General features: G+C 61.0%; 20 protein-coding genes. 10 read left to right on the top strand and 10 right to left on the bottom strand.

All coding sequences use genetic code 11. From position 1 onward, the window contains the following. Positions 1-193 precede the first annotated feature (193 nt). On the top strand, positions 194-706 hold the full coding sequence (locus AB4O45_RS09380; RefSeq protein WP_236168721.1) for a BRO-N domain-containing protein: 513 nt from the start codon (positions 194-196) through the stop codon (positions 704-706). A gap of 106 nt (positions 707-812) precedes the next feature. Here the strand turns inward: AB4O45_RS09380 and AB4O45_RS09375 are convergent, their stop codons facing one another. Beyond that, complete coding sequence (locus AB4O45_RS09375; protein ID WP_056790591.1) at positions 813-1,265, bottom strand: Lrp/AsnC family transcriptional regulator; 453 nt, start codon at positions 1,263-1,265, stop codon at positions 813-815. A 162-nt stretch (positions 1,266-1,427) separates the two neighbouring features. On the opposite strand from AB4O45_RS09375, the gene yedA reads away from it, so the two are divergent. After that, positions 1,428-2,363: a drug/metabolite exporter YedA gene (gene yedA / locus AB4O45_RS09370; RefSeq protein ID WP_256810318.1), complete on the top strand. Its 936-nt coding sequence runs from the start codon at positions 1,428-1,430 to the stop codon at positions 2,361-2,363. Positions 2,364-2,415: 52 nt separating this feature from the next. Continuing rightward, on the top strand, positions 2,416-3,756 hold the full coding sequence (locus AB4O45_RS09365) for a DEAD/DEAH box helicase (protein ID WP_041477749.1): 1,341 nt from the start codon (positions 2,416-2,418) through the stop codon (positions 3,754-3,756). Between the two features lie 150 nt (positions 3,757-3,906). On the opposite strand, the gene AB4O45_RS09360 is transcribed toward AB4O45_RS09365, so the two are convergent. Both AB4O45_RS09360 and AB4O45_RS09355 read right to left on the bottom strand, forming a co-directional pair. After that, entirely contained in the window at positions 3,907-5,151 is a 1,245-nt protein-coding gene (locus AB4O45_RS09360; protein WP_460161335.1) for a TIGR03862 family flavoprotein, read from the bottom strand. 293 nt (positions 5,152-5,444) lie between these two features. Further along, positions 5,445-6,365: a histone deacetylase family protein gene (locus AB4O45_RS09355; protein WP_264365807.1), complete on the bottom strand. Its 921-nt coding sequence runs from the start codon at positions 6,363-6,365 to the stop codon at positions 5,445-5,447. An 82-nt stretch (positions 6,366-6,447) separates the two neighbouring features. Here AB4O45_RS09355 and AB4O45_RS09350 point away from each other — a divergent pair, with 82 nt between their 5' ends. The 3 genes from AB4O45_RS09350 to AB4O45_RS09340 all read left to right on the top strand — a co-directional run bounded on the left by AB4O45_RS09350 (position 6,448) and on the right by AB4O45_RS09340 (position 8,588). After that, positions 6,448-7,017, top strand: a complete 570-nt coding sequence (locus AB4O45_RS09350) for a GNAT family N-acetyltransferase (protein ID WP_122706014.1) — start codon at positions 6,448-6,450, stop codon at positions 7,015-7,017. A 111-nt stretch (positions 7,018-7,128) separates the two neighbouring features. Further along, a complete protein-coding gene (gene tesB, locus AB4O45_RS09345; RefSeq protein WP_056790579.1) occupies positions 7,129-7,998 on the top strand; it encodes an acyl-CoA thioesterase II in 870 nt (289 codons plus the stop codon). Beyond that, complete coding sequence (locus tag AB4O45_RS09340) at positions 7,995-8,588, top strand: HAD family hydrolase (protein ID WP_076564193.1); 594 nt, start codon at positions 7,995-7,997, stop codon at positions 8,586-8,588. The genes tesB and AB4O45_RS09340 overlap by 4 nt, the downstream gene beginning before the upstream one ends. Before the next feature lie 133 nt (positions 8,589-8,721). On the opposite strand, the gene AB4O45_RS09335 is transcribed toward AB4O45_RS09340, so the two are convergent. Then, the gene (locus AB4O45_RS09335; protein WP_252878939.1) at positions 8,722-9,675 is read right to left on the bottom strand and encodes an alpha/beta hydrolase; all 954 of its coding nucleotides are present in this window, start codon (positions 9,673-9,675) and stop codon (positions 8,722-8,724) included. Continuing rightward, entirely contained in the window at positions 9,676-10,560 is an 885-nt protein-coding gene (ypfJ, locus tag AB4O45_RS09330) for a KPN_02809 family neutral zinc metallopeptidase (RefSeq protein WP_460161334.1), read from the bottom strand. A 391-nt stretch (positions 10,561-10,951) separates the two neighbouring features. Between ypfJ and AB4O45_RS09325 the strand changes: the two genes are divergently transcribed. Continuing rightward, positions 10,952-11,830 (top strand): DMT family transporter, encoded by an 879-nt coding sequence (locus AB4O45_RS09325; RefSeq protein ID WP_041477756.1) that lies wholly within the window; start codon positions 10,952-10,954, stop codon positions 11,828-11,830. Positions 11,831-11,962: 132 nt separating this feature from the next. On the opposite strand, the gene AB4O45_RS09320 is transcribed toward AB4O45_RS09325, so the two are convergent. Then, positions 11,963-13,300: an MFS transporter gene (locus AB4O45_RS09320; RefSeq protein ID WP_056790566.1), complete on the bottom strand. Its 1,338-nt coding sequence runs from the start codon at positions 13,298-13,300 to the stop codon at positions 11,963-11,965. A gap of 361 nt (positions 13,301-13,661) precedes the next feature. On the opposite strand from AB4O45_RS09320, the gene quiC reads away from it, so the two are divergent. Next, positions 13,662-15,563 carry a 3-dehydroshikimate dehydratase QuiC gene (gene quiC, locus AB4O45_RS09315; protein ID WP_460161333.1) on the top strand — a complete coding sequence of 634 codons (1,902 nt, stop codon included), beginning with the start codon at positions 13,662-13,664 and terminating at the stop codon, positions 15,561-15,563. Positions 15,564-15,665: 102 nt separating this feature from the next. Further along, a complete protein-coding gene (locus AB4O45_RS09310) occupies positions 15,666-16,343 on the top strand; it encodes a TetR/AcrR family transcriptional regulator (protein WP_016773079.1) in 678 nt (225 codons plus the stop codon). 118 nt (positions 16,344-16,461) lie between these two features. Here the strand turns inward: AB4O45_RS09310 and AB4O45_RS09305 are convergent, their stop codons facing one another. The 4 genes from AB4O45_RS09305 to AB4O45_RS09290 form a co-directional block, all read right to left on the bottom strand. After that, entirely contained in the window at positions 16,462-17,316 is an 855-nt protein-coding gene (locus tag AB4O45_RS09305; protein ID WP_095181871.1) for a shikimate dehydrogenase, read from the bottom strand. A gap of 5 nt (positions 17,317-17,321) precedes the next feature. Next, positions 17,322-17,762 carry a type II 3-dehydroquinate dehydratase gene (gene aroQ, locus AB4O45_RS09300; RefSeq protein WP_041477760.1) on the bottom strand — a complete coding sequence of 147 codons (441 nt, stop codon included), beginning with the start codon at positions 17,760-17,762 and terminating at the stop codon, positions 17,322-17,324. A gap of 270 nt (positions 17,763-18,032) precedes the next feature. Further along, a complete protein-coding gene (gene trmA / locus AB4O45_RS09295; RefSeq protein WP_315435485.1) occupies positions 18,033-19,112 on the bottom strand; it encodes a tRNA (uridine(54)-C5)-methyltransferase TrmA in 1,080 nt (359 codons plus the stop codon). Then, entirely contained in the window at positions 19,109-20,404 is a 1,296-nt protein-coding gene (locus AB4O45_RS09290) for an NCS2 family permease (RefSeq protein WP_016773083.1), read from the bottom strand. The genes trmA and AB4O45_RS09290 overlap by 4 nt, the downstream gene beginning before the upstream one ends. A 220-nt stretch (positions 20,405-20,624) precedes the next feature. Here AB4O45_RS09290 and AB4O45_RS09285 point away from each other — a divergent pair, with 220 nt between their 5' ends. Then, the gene (locus AB4O45_RS09285; protein WP_460161332.1) at positions 20,625-21,071 is read left to right on the top strand and encodes a DUF4879 domain-containing protein; all 447 of its coding nucleotides are present in this window, start codon (positions 20,625-20,627) and stop codon (positions 21,069-21,071) included. The last annotated feature ends 7 nt before the right edge of the window (positions 21,072-21,078 follow it).

The following is a 21,078-nucleotide window of genomic DNA, read 5'->3' as shown; positions in this document are numbered from 1 at the left end:
TAGTTTGTTAGGAGACCACTGGCAAACCTATAATCGCGTCGCTTCAATTGGCGACTATCGATTTATGGTAGCTGTGTGCGGGAGACCTTCTGGTCTGCCGAGGTCTCCTACTCGGTCTTGCAGACCCGCGCACAGCTGCCACCCATCATCTGCAAGTGATGCGGGCAGCTCCGATGTTTTAAGGAGATTTGTCATGGTCAAGGTTGTCCCCACGCACTCAGAAAATTTCGATTCAGCATTCTCTCGTGAGCCGCTCATACAGCCCCAATTATTCATCCGTCATCACATTCAACTGCGGGCCACTCTGCAACATGCGGAGGCTTGGTTCTGTGCCCGAGACATCGGTCGTCTCATGGGGCTGGAAATCAATGCACGGCAAGTGCTCAAGCTGGATGAGGATCAGAGGCAGATGATGCATCTGTCTGGGCATGAAGGTGTTGACAAGGCTTTGATGCTGAGTGAGTCCGGCGTCTATTCGATGCTGATCTACCACTACTCCCCTGAGAACCGACACCTTCGCCAATGGCTTACGCATCAGGTCGTGCCCTTGCTTCGGCAGGACGCCAAGTCGGTTGCAGACCCGCATTTGCGTTTACTCGCGTGTGCCGGAGAAACGGTGAGGCTCCTGCATTGGCGCAATGAGCCTTGGATCCGTATGCGGGATATGCCGTATTTGCTGACCGAGGAGGGCCGCAGTTACGGTTGAATATTCGGCTGGTCGCTATGGCGGTGTGTCAGTCAGCTTTGTATTGATTGATGCACCGCCTTCGCGAGCAGGCTCGCTCCCACATTAATCTTTTCGGTGTGCCTGATTATTTACCGTTGCCTTCGATGTGTCCCAACGGCACACGCTTTTCGACTGCGCTTGAAAGCACAATCGACGTCTTGCTGAACCCGAACTGCGCCACCCGATCGATCAACTCTTCCAGCTTCGGCATCGAGGCCACCGCCGCTTGCATGATCACGCACGGGTCGCCGGTGACCCGATGGCATTCGGTGATCTGCGGGATTTTGATCAGTTCATCGTAGGCCTTCTGGTTGCCGTGCTGGTTCAGGCGCAGTTCGATCACGCATTGGATCGGCAGGCCGATTTTCGCCATATCGATTTTTGCTTGATAACCGGTGATCACTCCGGCCGCTTCTAGTTTGGCCACGCGTTCGGCGACGGCGGGGGCTGAGAGGTTAATCTTGCGCGCCAGATCAGCGTAAGACGCGCGGCCGTTTTCCAGAAGTGCGCCGAGCAGCATGCGGTCGTATTTGTCCAAGGCGAACTCCTGAAATGGCCAGACTTTCGAAATCGCGGCTTAACTCGGCGATCTCCGTGTTTTCCAATGTGTACCGGCGCTAAAAACAGGTTTTGTAACTTATTTTTGCTCGTGCGCCTTTCTAGAATAATCCATCCACCGAGCCTGACTGTCGAGCTGCCCATGCCTGCCTTGCGCCGTTTTTCCCTGCCGTTGATCGCTGCGTTTTTTGCGTTGTACGTGATTTGGGGATCGACCTATCTGGTGATTCGCATTGGCGTCGAATACTGGCCGCCGCTGTTGCTGGCCGGGGTGCGCTTCGTCATTGCCGGCAGCTTGATGTACGCCTGGCTGCGCTGGCGCGGTGCTCCTGCGCCGACCTGGGCGCAGTGGAAAGCGGCGGGGCTGGTCGGCATTCTGCTGCTCAGTTTTGGTAATGGCGCGGTCAGCGTGGCCGAGCACACTGGTGTGGCTTCCGGCGTTGCCGCGCTGGCGGTGGCGACGGTGCCACTGTTCACCTTGTTGTTTGGCTACTTCTGGGGCGCGCGCAATACGCGACTGGAGTGGGCCGGTGTGGCGTTGGGGATTATTGGCATCGCCATGCTCAACATGGGTTCCAACCTGCAATCGAGCCCGCTCGGCGCGATGTTGCTGATCTTCGCGGCGGCGAGCTGGGCGTTCGGTTCGGTATGGAGCAAGCATCTGCCGCTGCCAGCAGGGGCCATGGCCAGTGCGGTGGAAATGCTCGTCGGCGGCGTGGTCTTGCTGATCGGCAGTGCGCTGAGCGGCGAGCACCTGCAAGCCATGCCGTCGCTCGAGGGTTGGCTGGCGCTGGCCTATCTGATCTTCTTTGGCTCAATCATCGCCTTCAATTCCTACATGTATCTACTCAAACACGTGCGCCCGGCGGCAGCGACCAGTTACGCCTACGTCAACCCGGCGGTGGCGGTGTTGCTCGGTGTAGTGTTTGTCGGCGAGACCATCGGCATCGAAGAAGCGCTGGCGATGCTGGTGATCATCAGCGCCGTGCTGCTGATCAGCCTGCCGCAGTGGCGTCGACCTGCGCAGCCACCCGTGGAAGAGGCGAAAGCCGTTCCGACGGAAGCGCGTACGAATTAGGGTAAACTGCGCGGCATTGCATCCCCGCGTCATTTTTTCCTACGGTACTCCCATGACTTTCGCCTCCCTTGGCCTGATCGAACCCTTGCTGCGCTCCCTCGAGACGCTCGGCTACCAGACCCCGACGCCGGTGCAGGCGCAAGCCATTCCGGCGGTGCTGGCCGGTCGCGACCTGATGGCAGCGGCCCAGACCGGCACCGGTAAAACTGCCGGTTTCGCTTTGCCGCTGTTGCAGTTGCTGACCATGGAAGGGCCGAAAGTCACCGCCAATTCGGCGCGTGCGCTGATTCTGGTGCCGACCCGCGAGCTGGCCGAGCAGGTCCACGAAGCCGTGCGCCAGTACGCGGAAAACCTGCCGCTGCGTACTTACGCGGTGTATGGCGGTGTCAGCATCAACCCGCAGATGATGAAGCTGCGCGGCGGCGTCGATGTGCTGGTCGCCACACCCGGTCGCTTGATCGACCTGTTCCGCCAGAACGCGCTGAAACTCGATCAACTGCAAACGCTGGTGCTGGATGAAGCCGACCGTATGCTCGACCTGGGCTTCTCCGAAGAACTGGCGAACATTTACCGCATGCTGCCGAAAAAGCGCCAGACCCTGCTGTTTTCCGCGACCTTCTCCGATGATATCCGCCTGCTTGCCGGGCAGATGCTCAACGATCCTTTGAGCGTCGAAGTCAGCCCGCGCAACGTCGCTGCCAACACGGTCAAGCAGTGGATCGTCACCGTAGACAAGAAGCGCAAGGCTGAACTGTTCGTGCACCTGATGCGCAAGAACAAGTGGAAGCAGGTGCTGGTGTTCGCCAAAACCCGCAATGGCGTCGATGCGCTGGTGGAAAAACTTCAGGGCCTCGGTGTGAATGCTGACGGCATCCATGGCGACAAACCGCAGGCCACGCGCCAGCGCGCGCTGGACCGTTTCAAGCTCAGCGAAGTGCAGATTCTGGTCGCGACCGACGTCGCCGCCCGTGGTCTGGACATCGAAGACCTGCCGCTGGTGGTCAACTTCGATCTGCCGATCGTCGCCGAGGATTACATTCACCGCATCGGCCGCACTGGCCGCGCGGGTGCCACCGGTGAGGCGATTTCGCTGGTGTGTGCCGATGAAGTGAACATGCTCTCGGCCATCGAAATGCTGACGCGGCAGAACCTGAAGCGCCAGAACGAGCCGGATTTCGAACCTGAGCACCGCGTGCCTGATACCGATGCCAGCGGTCAGGTGATCAAGAAGCCGAAGAAACCGAAGAAGCCGAAAGCCTCGGGCGGTGGCGGTGGAAAACGCAATCTGGGCAAGTGGGTCGACAGCGGCGAGACCTCGGCACCGGAGCCATCGATCAAGCCAGTGCGCAAAGTGCCGGTGTTCAATACTGGGCCGCGTAAGCGCAAGCCGTGATTTGATGCGGCGTCTGCGATAACGCCTTCGCGAGCAGGCTCGCTCTCACATTGGGGATGCGTTTCCCTGTAGGAGCTGCGGAACGCTGCGATCTTTTGATGTTGATTTTTGAAGATCAAAAGATCGCAGCCTCGTTTCACTCGTCAGCTCCTACAGGGGTTTGTGCTTAAGCCACTGCACAATACCCAACCCAGCCGCCCGCCCGCTGGCAAAACACCCGGTCAGCAAATAGCCTCCGGTCGGCGCTTCCCAGTCGAGCATCTCGCCCGCACAAAACACCCCCGGCAGCGCCTTGAGCATCAAGCGCTCATCCATCGCTTCGAACCTTACGCCACCGGCACTGCTGATCGCTTCATCCAGCGGACGGGTTTTCACCAGTGTCAGCGGCAACGCTTTGATCGCTTGCGCCAGGAGCGCCGGATCGGCGAAGGTTTCGGCATCGGTCAGCTCGCGCAACAACGCTGCTTTAACCCCATCAATCCCCACCTGACTGTGCAGATGCTTGGCCATTGAGCGCGAGCCACGTGGTTTGCTCAGCGCCGCCTGCAATTTATCCACAGGCCGGCCGGGCAGCAGGTCGATGTGGATAACCGCTGCGCCATAGCGATTGATTTCCTCACGAATCGGCGCCGACAGCGCATAGATCAGGCTGCCTTCAATGCCGGTCGCGGTGATCACGCATTCGCCCAAGCGCGGGATGTCGTCGTTCAAACCGATGGCAATGTTTTTCAGCGGCGCGCCGGCGAATTTGCTCACCATCAGCTCGCTCCAGGCCTGCACCTCGAAGCCGCAATTGCTTGGCTGCAACGGTGCCAGATCCACGCCGCGCTGCTCCAGCGGCAACATCCACGCGCCATCCGAGCCCAGGCGCGCCCAACTGCCGCCGCCGAGGGCGAGCAGGGTGGCTTCGGGGTTTACGCTGATTTCGCCTTGCGGACTGGCGATGCGCAGTGCACCGCTTGCGTCCCAGCCGAGCCAGCGATGGCGGGTGTGGATAACCACGCCACCGTCGCGCAGGCGCTTGAGCCAGGCGCGCAACAGCGGGGCGGCTTTCATGTCGGTGGGGAACACGCGGCCGGAGCTGCCGACGAAGGTTTCGATGCCCAGATCGTGAATCCACTGGCACAAGGCATCGGCATCGAATCCGCGTAGCAGCGGGGCGATCTGCGGTGCGCGTTCAGCGTAGCGGGAGAGGAATGCCGGGTAGGCTTCGGAGTGGGTGATGTTCATGCCGCCGACCCCGGCCAGCAGGAACTTGCGCCCGACCGAGGGCATGCCGTCGTACACGTCGACGCGGATTCCGGCCTGGCTCAGCACTTCGGCGGCCATCAGGCCGGCGGGGCCACCGCCGATGATAGCGACGTGGGTGTTTGCGGGGGCGGAGTTCTGGGTCATGGGCGTGCGCTGCGGTATGGCGGGACAAGGCGCGCATTCTAACAGCGCTGAACCCTGTGGGAGACCCCATGTGGGAGCGAGCCTGCTCGCGAACGCGGTCTGTCAGTCAATTAGAAGTTGCGGGTGCTAAAGCTTTCGCGAGCAGGCTCGCTCCCACCGGGGCTGCGGTGTATTTCGAGGCTGGTTAAAAAATAAACAGTGCGCTGGGCGCCATGCCCAGCCTGGCCTGCAGTCCCTTTCACTCAGGTTATCCACAGGCAGTTCCACAGCGATTGTGGGTAACGCAGCACGTTTCAATGACAGCCGTGTGAATCCCAGACCCGTTGCGCGCTGTGATGGAGGATGCCGTGGCGGCGGGCGAGGGCGTGGCGATCCTTGCTGTAGCCGCCGCCGATCACCCCGACCACCGGGATGTCGCGGCCCAGGCAGTGGCGCATCACCCGTTCATCACGCTCGGCTACGCCCTCGTCGGTCAGTTGCAGATAACCGAGGGCATCGTCCTTGTGCACATCGACGCCGGCGTCGTAGAGCACCAGATCCGGTTGATACAGCGGCAGCAGGTAATTGAGCGTGTCATCGACCACCTGCAGATATTCGGCATCGCCCATGCCTTTGGGCAGCGGAATATCCCAGTCACTTTCGGCTTTGCGCGCGGGAAAATTCTTCTCGCAGTGCAGGGAAACGGTAATCGCCTCCGGCGTGTCATGCAGAATCCGCGCGGTGCCGTCGCCCTGATGCACGTCACAATCGAAGATCAGCACGCGATTGACCCGGCCGCTCTGCAACAGGTACTGGCTGATGATCGCCAGGTCATTGAAGATGCAGAAGCCGGCAGGGTAATCGTAGTGAGCGTGATGGGTGCCGCCGGCCAGATGACAGGCCAGGCCATGTTCCAGCGCTTGCTCTGCGGCGAGAATCGAACCGCCCACCGCGCGCACCGTGCGTCGCGCCAGCGCTTCGTTCCACGGCAGGCCGAGGCGCCGTTGGTCTTCGCGGGACAACTCGCCGCTCATGTAGCGTTCGATATAGCTGCGGTCATGGGCGAGGGCGAGGATGTCGTTGGGACAGATCTGCGGGCGCAGCAGGTCGGCGTCGCGGGTCAGGCCGCTGTCGACCAGGTGATCGCGCAGCAGCCGGAACTTGTCCATGGGAAAGCGGTGATCCGCGGGAAACTCGGGGCTGTAGTCTTCGTGATAGATCAACGGCAAGGGCATGGCTTGTTTCGCGCAGAACCAGGGAAAGAATGAACGATCCTACCAGCGATGTAGACTCAACGGCATGGAAATGGAGGGGACGATGGAGCCGATACTGGAGCTGCAAAGCGCGCGTTTGTTGATGCGTCAGTGGCAGGACGAGGATTTGCCGGCATTCGCCGCGATGTGCGCCGATCCACAGGTGATGCGCTACTTTCCAGCGCCGTTGACCCGGCTCGAAAGTGCCGCGCTGATCGGTCGCGTGCGCGGGCATTTTGCCGAGCATGGCTTTGGCCTGTGGGCGCTGGAGCGCAAGGACACGGGCGAGTTCATCGGTTTCACCGGGTTGGGCGTGGTCGGCTTCGATGCGCCGTTTACCCCGGCGGTGGAGATCGGCTGGCGTCTGGCCAAGGAACACTGGGGCCTGGGTTACGCCAGCGAAGCGGCGTGGACGGCACTGCGCGCGGGTTTCGACCAGTTGAAACTGGAGGAAATCGTCTCGTTTACCGCCGGGCAGAATGAGCAGTCGGAGAAGGTCATGCAGGCGATCGGCATGCATCACGATCCACAGGACGATTTCGATCACCCCAGGCTTGCGCTCGATCACCCGTTGCGCCGCCATGTTCTGTATCGCATCAGCCGCGAACAATGGCTGCAAACCTTGCATGAATAAGCCGACACGGACGTTTACAATGGCCGCCATCGTATTTGGCCCGTGCCAGAACCTGAATCGTCCGCCGCAGCCAAGACTGCGCGGCCATTGCTTTGTGTGAGGAGAGTCTGAATGAGCCAAGTGCTGGAAGATCTGGTCGATCTGCTGACCCTGGAACCGATCGAAGAAAACCTGTTCCGTGGTCGTAGTCAGGATCTGGGGTTCCGCCAGTTGTTCGGCGGTCAGGTGCTCGGCCAGTCGCTGTCGGCGGCCAGTCAGACGGTGGAAGAGGCGCGCCATGTGCACTCGCTGCACGGTTATTTCCTGCGCCCGGGCGATGCCAAGTTGCCGGTGGTCTATTCGGTTGATCGCGTGCGTGATGGCGGCAGCTTCAGCACCCGCCGCGTGACGGCGATTCAGAAGGGCCACCCGATCTTCACGTGCAGCGCTTCGTTCCAGTACGACGAACAAGGCTTCGAGCATCAGGGCCAGATGCCCGTGGTGGTCGGCCCGGAAAACCTGCCCTCGGAGCTGGAACTGATTCAGCAGCGTGCGCACCTGATTCCCGAGCACATGCGTGAAAAACTGCTGTGTCCGAAACCGATCGAAGTACGCCCGGTCACCGAAAAGGATCCGTACAACCCGCAACCGGCCGATCCGATCAAATATGTGTGGTTCCGCGCCGACGGCGCCTTGGCCGACATCCCGGCGCTGCACAAATACCTGCTGGCGTATGCCTCGGACTTCGGCCTGCTGACCACTTCGATGCTGCCCCACGGCAAGTCGGTCTGGCAGAAAGACATGCAGGTCGCCAGCCTTGATCACGCGCTGTGGTTCCACAATGATCTGCGCGCCGATGACTGGTTGCTCTACGCGATGGACAGCCCGTGGGCCGGCAACTCCCGTGGTTTTTCCCGTGGCAGCGTATTCAACCGCGCCGGGCAACTGGTCGCTTCGGTGACTCAGGAAGGTCTGATCCGCCATCGCAAGGACTGGGCATGAGCCTGACCGCGGTTCGTCATTGGGTGTTCGACATGGACGGCACGCTGACTGTCGCCGTGCATGATTTCGCGGCGATTCGTGTGGCGCTGGCGATTCCGCCCGAGGACGACATCCTCACCCATCTAGCTGCATTGCCAGCGGATGAAGCGGCGGCCAAGCATGCCTGGTTGCTCGAGCATGAACGCGATCTGGCGCTGGGCTCGACCCCGGCCACCGGCGCGGTTGAGCTGGTGCGCGACCTGCATGCGCGCGGTTATCGCCTCGGCATCCTCACGCGCAATGCGCGGGAGCTGGCGCATGTCACGCTGGAGGCAATCGGCCTGGCCGACTGCTTCGCGGTCGAGGATGTGCTGGGTCGCGACGAAGCACCGCCAAAGCCGCATCCGGGCGGTTTGCTGAAACTGGCCGAAGCCTGGCAAGTGCCGGCCAGTGACATGGTGATGGTCGGCGATTACCGCTTTGATCTGGATTGCGGTCGAGCAGCGGGGGCGCGGACGGTGTTGGTGAATCTGCCGGATAACCCGTGGCCGGAGTTGACGGATTGGCATGCAAAGGATTGTGTTGAGTTGCGGCGGATGCTGCAGGCCTGAGATCGTTGTTGTCTGATCGGACGCCTTCGCGAGCAGGCTCGCTCCCACAGGGGAATGCGTTCCAACTGTGGCATTTATTCCAAATGTGGGAGCGAGCCTGCTCGCGAAGGGGCCGGTGGATCCAGCAAAAAACTCACTGATCAAACAGCGCCTTCTGCCCCTCCGCCGACGTCAGCATGCCATCCCCGTCATGCCCGACCCCAGGCACCTCCACCAGCCGCTGATTGACCCCCTCAGGATGGCGGCGCAGCAAATAGCCGAAATACAGCTTCCCGCGCATCAAGCGGTAAGCCCCTTGCGCCTCGGCTGCGCAGCTCTTGTCCAGCGCCGGGTGTTCCGGGTCGACGTCCTGCTGCCCGAGCAGATAAATCACCTCGCGTTTGACGTAAGCGCTCTCGACCTGCAACGGCGTTTGCCCGCCGGCATACACCGGCATGTCCGCCAGGCCGTACTTCCAGCGATTGAAGCCCGGGCATTGTGCGTGGTCGAACGCCACTGGCCGCTGCTCGTTGAAGTACGCGTAAGAAGAGGGATTGGCCACCACATAGCGCAAGCGAATACCGTTGGCCTTGAGCGCCGGCTGATCCTTGGCCAGCAGGGCGTAACGCTGCACCACCTGACCACCGCCGGAGTGGCCGAAGATCACGATCTGCTTCACGTCCGGAAACTGTTTGCGGTCGCTGAGCCGCGCGACGATTTCGTCCAGCGCCGCATAGGAACTCAGCGGATTCGGCCCGGTGGACAAGCCGCCGCCCATCCACTCGTTGCCCTGCCAGCGCAGCACCGTCGGCGGCAAGGAATACAGGGTGACGTCGCTTTCATTGAGAAACTGCGGAGCGATCACCAGCGTGTGCGCGGTCTGCCCGGCGAGTTCGGCGGCGCTTTCCGCGCTTTTGCGATAGGTTTCGGCGTTGCGCAGGCGACCGTGAATGACGATCAGCACCCGCTCGATCTTTTCCGGTGCCGGGCCGATGCCCACTGCCATTTCCCCGGCCTTGAGTTGCAGGCGACCGGGGCTGATCGCATCGACGCCGGCCGCTTGCGCGGTGCCGGCGATGAACAGTAACGCCACAAGCCATTTATGCATTTACAGGGTTTTCGCCGCGAAGGTGTCGCACTGGCTTACCTGGCCTTGCGCGAATCCGGTTTTGAACCAGCGCACCCTTTGCGCTGACGTACCGTGGGTGAACGAGTCCGGCACCACACGGCCCTGACCCTGTTGCTGCAAGCGATCATCGCCGATGGCGTTGGCGGCGTTCAAGGCTTCCTCGATGTCGCCCGGTTCCAGCCAGTTCAGGCGTTTCTGCGCGTTATACGCCCAGACGCCGGCGAGACAGTCGGCCTGCAATTCCTGGCGAACCAGCAAGCCGCCGTCGCCCTCCATCTGCCGGCCTTGCTGACGCGCCGCCTGCATCTTCGCCGAGACGCCCAGCAGCGTCTGCACATGATGGCCGACTTCGTGCGCAATCACGTAAGCCTGAGCGAAATCGCCAGCGGCTTTGAAGCGCTGCGACATTTCCTGAAAGAAGGCCATGTCCAGATAGACCTTCTGGTCGGCCGGGCAGTAGAACGGGCCGGAGGCAGAAGTGGCCATGCCGCACGCGGAGTTCACCCGATTGCTGAACAGCACCAGTGTCGGGTCTTTGTATTGGCGTCCGGCCTGCTGGAAGATCGGACCCCAGGTGTCTTCGGTGTCGCCGAGGATCGAGCGGACGAATTCAGCCTGTTCATCATTGGCCGGCGGTGCCTGACGGGTTTGCGAGGTGGGCGCCGGTTGTTCCATCTGGCCGGTCAACTGGCCGAGGATCTGCAGCGGGTCCTGGCCGGTGAGCCAGCCGATGCCGACGATCAGCACGATGGCCGTCAGGCTCAGGCCCTTGCCGCCACCGAAGCGCATGCCGCCGCCACCGCCGGCATCATCACCCCGGGCGTCGACGACGTTGTCACTGCGTCGGCCTTTTTTCCATAGCATGTGGGAATCCTCTTTTATTGCCGGTGATGAATCTGCTGGTGATGAGTGTTGCCGCTGTGTGAGTGTGGCGCCAGTCCGGTCGTCCGTCCATGCACACGCGCCCACATGGTGCGGGCCTGGTATTGACGGTCGAGCGGGCCGTGAATTCAATCCCGAGTGGAATTTCTTCCGTTGAATTCATGAACCCGCTGTTTCGACGGCAGTCTGTGATGTTGCACACTGGCCGGACGCCGAAGTGGCGGGAATCTTGCCTCAAGGTTTTGCCTGGCGGCGGTTTCCCGGCGAAGAAGAGTGCAACCTGTGCGGTTGCTGAAAGCTCAGCCGACTATGATTGCCACAACGATTGCCGCCAGCGCGCACGCTCGCCCGGATTTTTTTTCAGAGATTGCCAATGACCGTCAGCACCCCGCTCTCCGGTGTCAACCAGCCCTTCAAGGGGATTCTGCTGATTGTCGTGGCGACGTTCCTGTTTTCCAGCCACGACGCCTTGTCGAAATACCTCTCCGGTTTTTATCCGATCGTGATGGTGGTGTGGGCGCGCTATGTGGTGCACACCTTGTTGATGGCGGGGATTTTCCTGCCGCAGTCCGGTTTGCGCGTGCTGCGCACCAAGAAGCCGTTATGGCAGCTCGCCCGTGCCCTGTGCCTGCTCGGCACCAGCCTGTTTTTCACCACGGCGCTGCTGTACATCCCGCTGGCGGAAGCCACGGCGGTCAACTTTCTCGCGCCGGTACTGGTGACGGCGTTATCGGTGCCGCTGCTCAAGGAACGAGTGACGCGCGGACAGTGGATCGCGGTGATCTGCGGCTTCATCGGCGTGCTGATCATCGTCCACCCGGGCGGCGAACTGTTCACCCCGGCAATCCTGCTGCCGTTCTGCTCGGCGCTGTTCTTCTGCTTCTACCAATTGCTGACGCGCAAGCTCGCCGAAGTGGACAGCCCGACCACCAGCAACTTCTTCGCCGGGCTGTGCAATACCCTGGTGATGAGCGCGCTGGTGCCGTTCTTCTGGCAGGTGCCGACGTTGCCTCATGCCGCGCTGATGCTGGCGCTGGGCAGTTGCGGGATGACGGCGCATCTGTTCCTGACTCAGGCCTTCCGTCACGCAGCACCAGCCTTGCTGGCGCCGTTCGGCTATTGCCAGATCGTCTTTGCCGGGTTGTTGGGCTGGCTGCTGTTCAATCACACACCGAGCGGGTTGACGGTGATCGGTATTGCGGTGATCTGTTGCAGCGGATTGGCGGCAGCGTGGCAGCAGAGCCGGCGCTGAAGAGCGGAATCCCGGTACAACTTGTGGGAGCGAGCCTGCTCGCGAAAGCGGTGTGTCAGTCACCCTGTTCAGTGGCTGACTTGACGCCTTCGCGAGCAGGCTCGCTCCCACAATGGGATGTATGCAGGCAGGTTATTCGGTAATGGTCGGAATCTTGCGCGGTGCCATGAAGTACATCCACGTCAGTGCGAGGAAGTACATCGCCGGAATCAGCGTGAACAGCACCGTGTAGTTGTTGTTGGTAACGGTGAGGATGTGGCCGACGATCTGGGTCATGAACATCCCGCCGATCGCCGCGCACATGCCGCCGAAGCCGAACACCGTGCTCATCATGTGCTTGGGCGTGTAGTCCATCACCAGGCTCCAGATGTTCGCAGTCCAGGCCTGATGCGCGCCGATCGCCAGCGAGATCGCCGCCACCGCCACCCACAGATTCGCCGAGCCGGCGGCCATGACCACGCCGATGATGCAGCAGGCAAACAGCAACATCGACAGCAGCCGCGCCTTGATCGAGTTCATCCCGCGACCGATCAGGAACGAGGACAGAATCCCGCCGCCGACACTGCCGAAGTCAGCCGTGACGTAGATGATGATCAGCGGAATACCCATCTGCGTGACGTTGATGCCGAGGTTGTATTGCTGATTGAGAAACGGCGGCAGCCAGTACAGATAGAACCAGAACACCGGCGCGGTCAGCGAGTAAGCGAGGGCGAAGGCCCAGGTGCCGCGCATGCGCAGGATCTTGCTGAACGGCACGCGGGCCTGTTCCGGTTCGACTTGCTGCTGGATGTAATCGAGTTCCGACTGTTTAACCGTCGGGTGATCTTCCGGATTGAAATACTTCAAGCCCCAGAACAGCAGCCAGATGCCGCCGAGTGCCGCCATGCACAGGAACGCCGCTTGCCAGCCCCACACATGCAGGACCAGTGGCAGCAGCATCGGCGTGAACATCGCGCCGACGTTGGTGCCGGCGTTGAAGATGCCGGTAGCGACAGCGCGTTCACCGGCCGGGAACCACAGGCGCGTGGTTTTCACACAGGCCGGGTAGTTGGCCGCTTCCGTCAGGCCGAGGATGAAGCGGCAGACCATGAAGCCGACTGCCGAGGTCGCCAGGCCATGGGCGCCAGTGGCCAGGCTCCAGAGCAGTACGGCGCAGAAGAACACGCGCTTGACGCCGACCCGGTCGATCAGGCGTCCCTGCAGGACAAACCCGATCGCGTAGCCGACCTGAAACCAGAAGTTGATGTTGGCGTAGTCCATCGCCGTCCAGCTCATTTCCTTGGCGAGGATCGGCTGCATGACGCCGAGGGCGGCGCGGTCGATGTAGTTGAGGGTGGTGGCGAAAAACACCAGCGCCAGCATGCCCCAACGGGTCTTGCCGACAGCCATGGCGCCGCGGATCTTGTCGCCTATGCCACCCGTGGCAGTGCTCATGGCCGGAGCCATGCGGGAAGTCTGTGAAGGAATCATGTGTTCCACCCGTTTTTGGATTTGTTATTTGGTGTTCTTTTCTGTCGAACACCTTGCCCGGTGGTTAGTGGCCGGACTCGATGTGCAACCGATGTTGGGCAGTGAACAAAAAATCGTCAATTCGCCAAATCGCCTTAGTGTTCGATAATCGCACGCAAAACTAACCGGGTAGTACACTTTAAATTGCTGCGCGCAGGGATGCAGCCAATAATTTCCCTCACTATAAAAACCCATTCCCCGGTAGGAGCTGCCGAAGGTTGTGATCTTTTGATTTTGCTGTTTTGGTAATCAAGATCAAACGATCGCAGCCTTCGGCAGCTCCTACAGTAAAGATAAAGCGGCGCAGTCCGGGAGTTGAAACATGCAGCGTTCCATTGCCACCGTTTCCTTGAGCGGCACCCTGCCGGAAAAACTCGAAGCCATTGCCGCCGCCGGGTTCGACGGCGTGGAGATTTTCGAAAACGACCTCCTGTACTACGACGGCAGTCCCCGGGAAATTAAACAGATGTGCGCCGATCTGGGGATCGCCATCACCCTGTTTCAGCCGTTCCGTGACTTCGAAGGCTGCCGCCGCGAGCGCCTGGCGCGCAACCTTGAGCGTGCCGAGCGCAAGTTCGATCTGATGCAGGAACTTGGCACCGACCTAGTGCTGGTCTGCAGCAACGCCTCGCCGGACAGTGTCGGCGATCAACAAATCCTCGTCGATGATTTGCGCCTGTTGGCCGAACGCGCCGGCGCCCGTGGCTTGCGCATCGGTTACGAAGCGCTGGCGTGGGGCCGTCACGTCAATACTTATCAACAGGTCTGGGACATCGTCCGTCAGGCTGATCACTCCAACCTCGGCGTGCTGCTCGACAGCTTCCATACCCTGTCGCTGAAGGGCGATCCCAGCGCGATCGCCGACATTCCCGGCGACAAGATCTTCTTCGTGCAAATGGCCGACGCACCGATCCTGGCCATGGATGTGCTGGAGTGGAGTCGGCATTTCCGTTGTTTCCCGGGGCAGGGCGAATTCGATCTGCCGGGTTTCCTCGCACCGATCATCAAGAGTGGCTATACCGGGCCGTTGTCGCTGGAAATCTTCAACGACGGCTTCCGCGCCGCGCCCCCGCGAGCCAACGCCGCCGACGGATTGCGCTCGCTGCTGTATCTGGAAGAGAAGACCCGTCAGCGTCTCGAGCAGGAAGCGCCGCCGGTGGCCAACCGTGAAATTCTTTTCGAAACGCCGTCCGCCAGCGAATACAACGGTGTGGAATTTCTCGAGTTTGCCGTCGACGAAGCGCTGGGCGCGAAGCTCAGTCACTGGCTGCAACGCCTCGGTTTTGCCAAGGCCGGGCAGCATCGCTCCAAGAGTGTCAGCCTGCTGCGTCAGGGCGATATCAACCTGATCCTCAACTCCGAGCCGTATTCGTTCGCCCACAGCTTTTTCGAAGCCCACGGCCCGTCGCTGTGCGCCACGGCGGTGCGGGTCAAGGACAGCGCCAGTGCGCTGGCACGCGCGGTCGCTTACAAGGGGCAGCCCTATCGCGGGCTGGTCGGGCCGAATGAACTGGAGCTGGCGGCGGTGCGCGCACCGGACGGCAGCCTGATTTATCTGGTCGATGCGGACGCCGACGTGTACGGCACCGATTTCAATCTGTTGCCGGACGCGCAGACCGGCGGCGGCCTCAAGCGTATCGATCACATGGCCATGGCACTGCCGGCGGACAGCCTCGACAGTTGGGTGCTGTTTTACAAAAGCCTGCTGGATTTCGAAGCCGACGATGAAGTGGTGCTGCCCGATCCGTACGGTCTGGTGAAGAGCCGCGCACTGCGCAGCCGCGACAGCTCGATCCGGCTGCCGCTGAACATTTCCGAGAACCGCAACACCGCCATTTCTCATGCGCTGTCGAGTTATCGCGGCTCCGGTGTGCATCACATCGCCTTCGATTGTGACGACATCTTCGCCCAGGTCAGTCGCGCCAAAGAGGCCGGTGTGCCGCTGCTGGACATCCCGCTGAATTACTACGACGACCTCGCGGCGCGTTTCGATTTCGACGATGAGTTTCTCAGCGAGCTGGCCTATTACAACGTGCTCTACGACCGTGACGCCCAGGGCGGCGAGTTGTTTCACGTCTACACCGAGCCGTTCGAGGGGCGTTTCTTCTTCGAGATCATCCAGCGCAAGAATGGCTATGCCGGCTACGGCGCGGCCAACGTTGCGGTGCGGCTGGCGGCGATGGCCAAATCCCGCAGCGGTGCGGTGCGTCAGGCGAAGTTGTAGGGAATTCGTAAACGCGGGATTAAACACCGGCTGCGCGGCTTCCTTCACTGTCCCGCGCGGCCCATAATCGCCAGCTTGTGCAGTGATGGCCGTGAGCCCGCGATGACCATGAATTCAGAACTTTCCGCCGCTGCTGTCGAGTCCGACGCAGTGCCGCGCAAGAGTCGCAAGAACAACCCGGAAAAGACCCGCGAGAACATTCTGCAGGAGGCGATCGTCGAGTTCGTCCAGCAGGGCTTGTCCGGTGCCCGCGTCGACGCGATTGCCGAGCGTATCCACACCTCCAAGCGGATGATCTATTACTATTTCGGCAGCAAGGAGCAGTTGTACGTCGAGGTGCTGGAGAAGCTTTACGGCGATATCCGCAGCACGGAAAACCGCCTGCACCTGGACGAACTGCCGCCTGAGCTGGCGATCCGTCGACTGGTGGAATTCACTTTCGATCACCATGACCACAACGTCGATTTCGTGCGCATCGTCAGCATCGAAAATATCCACAACGCCGAGTACGTAAAGCGTTCCGATGCGATCAAGGCGCTGAACAACACGATCCTCGACACCTTGGGCGGGATTCTGCAACGAGGCGCGGACGAAGGTTTGTTCCGGCGTGGCATCGATGCGCTGGACGTGCACCTGCTGATCAGTTCGTTCTGCTTCTATCGCGTGTCGAACCGCCACACGCTGGGAGAAATCTTCCAGATCGACCTGCCGGACGAAACCATCAAGCAGCGCCACCGCGAGATGATCTGCGAATCGGTGTTGCGCTACCTGAAGGCCTGACTCGATCCCCCCTGTGGGAGCGAGCCCGCTCGCGAAAGCGGTGTGTCAGTCGCCCTGTTCGTTGACTGAATCGACGCCTTCGCGAGCAGGCTCGCTCCCACAAGAGTTACCCTGTTGTTCAGCCATTCATGCTCTGAAAATGCTCGAGCATGCGCTGCACATCCGGCACCACGCCGCTGAACAGTTCAAACGCCTTCACCGCCTGAAACACCGCCATGTTGCCGCCATCCAGCGTGCGGCAACCCAAGGCGCGGGCGTCGCGCAGCAGTTCGGTTTCCAGCGGGAAATACACGATCTCCGCGACCCACATTGCCTTGCGTAGCAACCCGGCCGGCACCGGTGAACCCGGCAGCTTGGCCATGCCCATCGGCGTGGTGTTGACCAGGCCATCGGCCTGCGCCAGCGCCCCGGGCAAATCCGCTCCGGCCTGCGCGCGACCGGCGCCAAAATGTTGATTCAGATTGTTCGCCAGACTTTCCGCGCGCTCGCGATCAACATCAAAAATCGTCAATTGCCGTACGCCTTCGCTGAGCAGCGCGTGGGCCACTGCCGCGCCAGCCCCACCGGCGCCCATCTGGACGACGCGTTCACGGGCAGCGTCTGTCAGACCCCGGCGAAAACCCTCGGCGAAACCGAGGCAATCGGTGTTGTGGCCGACACGCTTGCCGTCCTTCAACACCACCGTGTTCACCGCGCCGATGCCACGGGCTTCCGGCGACAACTCGTCGAGCAGCGGGATGACCGCCTGTTTGCACGGGAAAGTGATGTTCAACCCGGTGTAATTCATCCGCTCCGCCGCTTGCAGCAAGTCGGGCAGGGCCGTGCTGTCGAGGTGCAATTGATCGAGGTCGATGAGCTGGTACAGATAACGCAGGCCCTGCGCATCACCTTCGTGCTCATGCAGTGCCGGCGTACGTGAAGCCTGAATCCCGGCGCCGATCAGCCCGGCGAGTATCACCTTGGAACGCGACATGGTTCTTACCTCTGCAACCGCTGGCTGAAATGCTCCAGCGCCAGGCGATAGCCATGGCTGCCGAACCCGCACATCACCGCCGTGGCAATGCCGGAAACAAATGAATGATGACGAAACGGCTCACGGGCGTGGACGTTGGACAGGTGCACTTCAATCACTGGCAGCTCGCTGGCGACCAAGGCATCGCGAATCGCCACGGACGTATGCGTCCACGCCGCCGGATTAATCACGATCCCGGCGCAACGACCACGCGCGGCGTGAATCCAGTCGAGCAGCTCGCCTTCATGATTGGTCTGGCGAAATTCCACGGACAGACCGAACTCGTCAGCCGCGCGACCACACAGCGCGGAAATATCGGCCAGGGTTTCATGACCATAAGTCGCCGGCTCGCGGGTGCCGAGCAGGTTCAGGTTCGGGCCGTTAAGCACCAGAACGATAGGGGACATGGGGGCAACTCCACTTATTGTTTTTGGCATGGGCCGAGAGGTTCCGGCCTGTGGAGATAAAATGTACTAGATGGTTACATCGGTCAATTGAACAGAAATGACCTTGGCGTTTTATGTTCGGTGATCGCACAGATCAAAAGATCGCAGCCTTCGGCAGCTCCTACAGATAACCGCGTTCCACATGTAGGAGCTGCCGAAGGCTGCGATCTTTTAGAGCACCCACAAAAAAGCCGTCAATCACGACGGCTTTCTCGTACCAACTACCCGCAATCAACGCCGGGTCAGCAGCACACCGGATTCCATGTGATGGGTCCAGGGGAACTGGTCGAACAATGCGCACTTGGTAATGCGGTGGGTGTCATGCAACTGGGCGATGTTGGCCGCCAGGGTGTCCGGGTTGCAGGAAATGTAGAGGATGTTGTCGAAGCGTCGTGTCAGTTCGCAGGTGTCCGGGTCCATGCCGGCGCGTGGTGGGTCGACGAAGACGCTGCCGAATTCGTAGCTCTTCAGATCGATGCCGTGCAGGCGACGGAACGGGCGCACTTCGTTGAGCGCTTCGGTCAGCTCCTCGGCGGACAAACGCACCAGCGTGACGTTATCCACAGCGTTTTCGCTGAGGTTGCTCAGGGCCGCGTTGACCGAAGTCTTGCTGATTTCGGTAGCGAGCACTTTACGCACGCGCGTAGCCAGCGGCAGGGTGAAGTTGCCGTTGCCGCAGTACAACTCGAGCAGATCGTCGCTGCGATCGCCCAGCGCTTCGTAAGCCCAATTGAGCATCTTCTGGTTCACCGTGCCGTTGGGCTGGGTGAACGCGCCTTCGGGCTGGCGATAGCTGAAGGTGCGGCCGCCGACTTCGAGTTTCTCGACGACATAGTCCTGACCGAGCACTTCGCGCTTGCCTTTGGAACGGCCGATGATGCTCACGCCGAGATCGGCCGACAGCTTCGTTGCTGCCGCATGCCAGTGCTCGTCCAGCGGACGGTGATAGCACAGGGTGATCATCGCGTCGCCGGCCAGCGTGGTCAGAAATTCGACCTGGAACAGCTTGTGGCTCAGCGCCGAACTGGCTTGCCACGCGGCCTTCAACTGCGGCATCAACTGGTTGATGCGCAGGCTGGCAATCGGAAATTCCTCGATGAGGATCGGCGTGCGCTTGTCGTCCTGGGAGAACATCGCGTAATGCCGTTCGCCGCCCTCACGCCACAGGCGGAATTCGGCGCGCAGGCGGAAGTTCTGCAGAGGCGAGTCAAACACCGTCGGCTCGGGTGCATCGAACGGTGCCAGCAGATCACGCAAGCGCGTGACCTTGGCTTCGAGTTGTTCGGCGTAGGCTTGGGAATCGAAACTCATGCGTTGAACCAACCCAACTTGATCACAAACAGAATCGACAGAATCACCAGTGCCGGGTTCAGCTCACGGGCACGGCCGGACAGTAGCTTGATGGCGGTCCAGGCGATGAAGCCGAAGGCGATGCCGTTAGCGATCGAATAGGTGAACGGCATGGCCAGCGCGGTAACCACAACCGGCGCCGCCACGGTGATGTCGTCCCAGTCTATTTCCGCCAGGCCGGAAGTCATCAGCACGGCGACGAACAGCAGCGCTGGCGCAGTGGCGAACGCCGGAACGCTGGCCGCCAGGGGCGAGAAGAACAGCGCCAGCAGGAACAGGATTGCCACGACGATGGCGGTCAGGCCCGTGCGGCCACCGGCACTGACGCCGGCAGCGGATTCGATGTAACTGGTCGTGGTCGAAGTACCCAGCAGCGAGCCGGCCATGGCCGCAGTACTGTCGGCGATCAGCGCACGGCCCATTTTCGGCATGTGGCCGTCCTTGCCCATCAGGCCGGCGCGCTTGGCGACGCCGATCAGGGTCCCGGAGTTGTCGAACAGGTCGACGAACAGGAAGGCGAAGATCACGCTGACCAGACCGATGTCCAGTGCGCCTTTGATGTCCAGTTGCAGGAAGGTCGGCGCCAGCGACGGCGGCATTGACATGATGCCGCCGAACTCGGTGACGTTCAGTACGATCGAGGCGATAGTTACGGCGAGAATGCCGATCAGCACCGCGCCGCGCACTTTCAGCGCTTCGAGGGCGACGATCACGGCAAAGCCGACGGTGGCCAGAATCGGTGCCGGTTTGGTCAGATCGCCGAGGCCGACCATGGTCGCCGGGTTGCTGACCACGATACCGGCGTTGTGCAGGGCGATCAGCGCCAGGAACAGGCCGATACCGGCGGCAATCGCCGAGCGCAGTGGCAGCGGAATGGCGTTGATGATCCATTCACGGATGCGGAAGATCGACAGCAGGAAAAACAGCACGGCGGAAATGAACACCGCACCCAGCGCCACCTGCCAGGTGTGGCCCATGTGCAGCACCACGGTGTAGGTAAAGAAGGCGTTCAGGCCCATGCCCGGAGCGAGAGCGATCGGGTAGTTGGCGATCAGGCCCATCACGGTCGAGCCGATTGCAGCCGCCAGACAGGTGGCGACGAAGATCGCGCCTTTGTCCATGCCGGTCTCGCCGAGGATGCTCGGGTTGACGAACAGAATGTAAGCCATGGCCAGGAAAGTCGTGACGCCCGCAAGAATTTCGGTGCGCACGTTGGTGTTGTGTGCCTTGAGTTGAAACAGCCTTTCCAGCATGTCTGCTCCCCGTGGCGCGCGTGGCGCCGTGAATGTATCGACCTCAACAGCAAAGCACAGACCGTCGCAAGCGCCTGGAAAATTGTCGTGGGTCGGAAAAAGCCGCGCATCATACCAGCCGCGGGAGGAATTTGGCGGATGTTGGTGTCGATCGTCGGCGAAGTTTTGCGCAGCCGACAACTGCGCCATACTGCGCGCTGATTTTTTGGAGTGGGCAGGCATGCGCAACGGTTGGATCAGGATTTTCGGATGGATTGCAGCACTGCTGCTGACAGCTCCGGCGTTCGCGGCATCGGCGCCGCCACTTTCCGAGGTGAAGGTGATCAAAGTGCAGTCACCGTCCTGCGGCCTGGAAGATATTGCCGATAACCAGCCGCAAACCCAATGCAATCACAGCGGGCCGAATATCAAAGTCTTCGTGCTGGAAGTCGGCTATGGCCAGAACCAGCCACACGTGACTCTGGATGGCTTCGAGGTCAACGGCACCAGAGGTCCGGTGTGCGCCTTCGATAATGGCAATCTCACCGAGTGCACGCCCGGTAGCAAAACCGTCGGTTCTCTTTATACCTTCGATCTGGCCGGCAAACAGGAAGGCAGCTTCAACTTCAGCAACACCTCGATCAACGCCCCGCGCAACACGCTTTCGACCCAGCTTTACATCAAGTAACGGCTGT

The sequence above is a fragment of the Pseudomonas sp. S2_B10 genome, from assembly GCF_054668425.1.
This window is presented reverse-complemented; position numbering and strand designations above follow the sequence as displayed.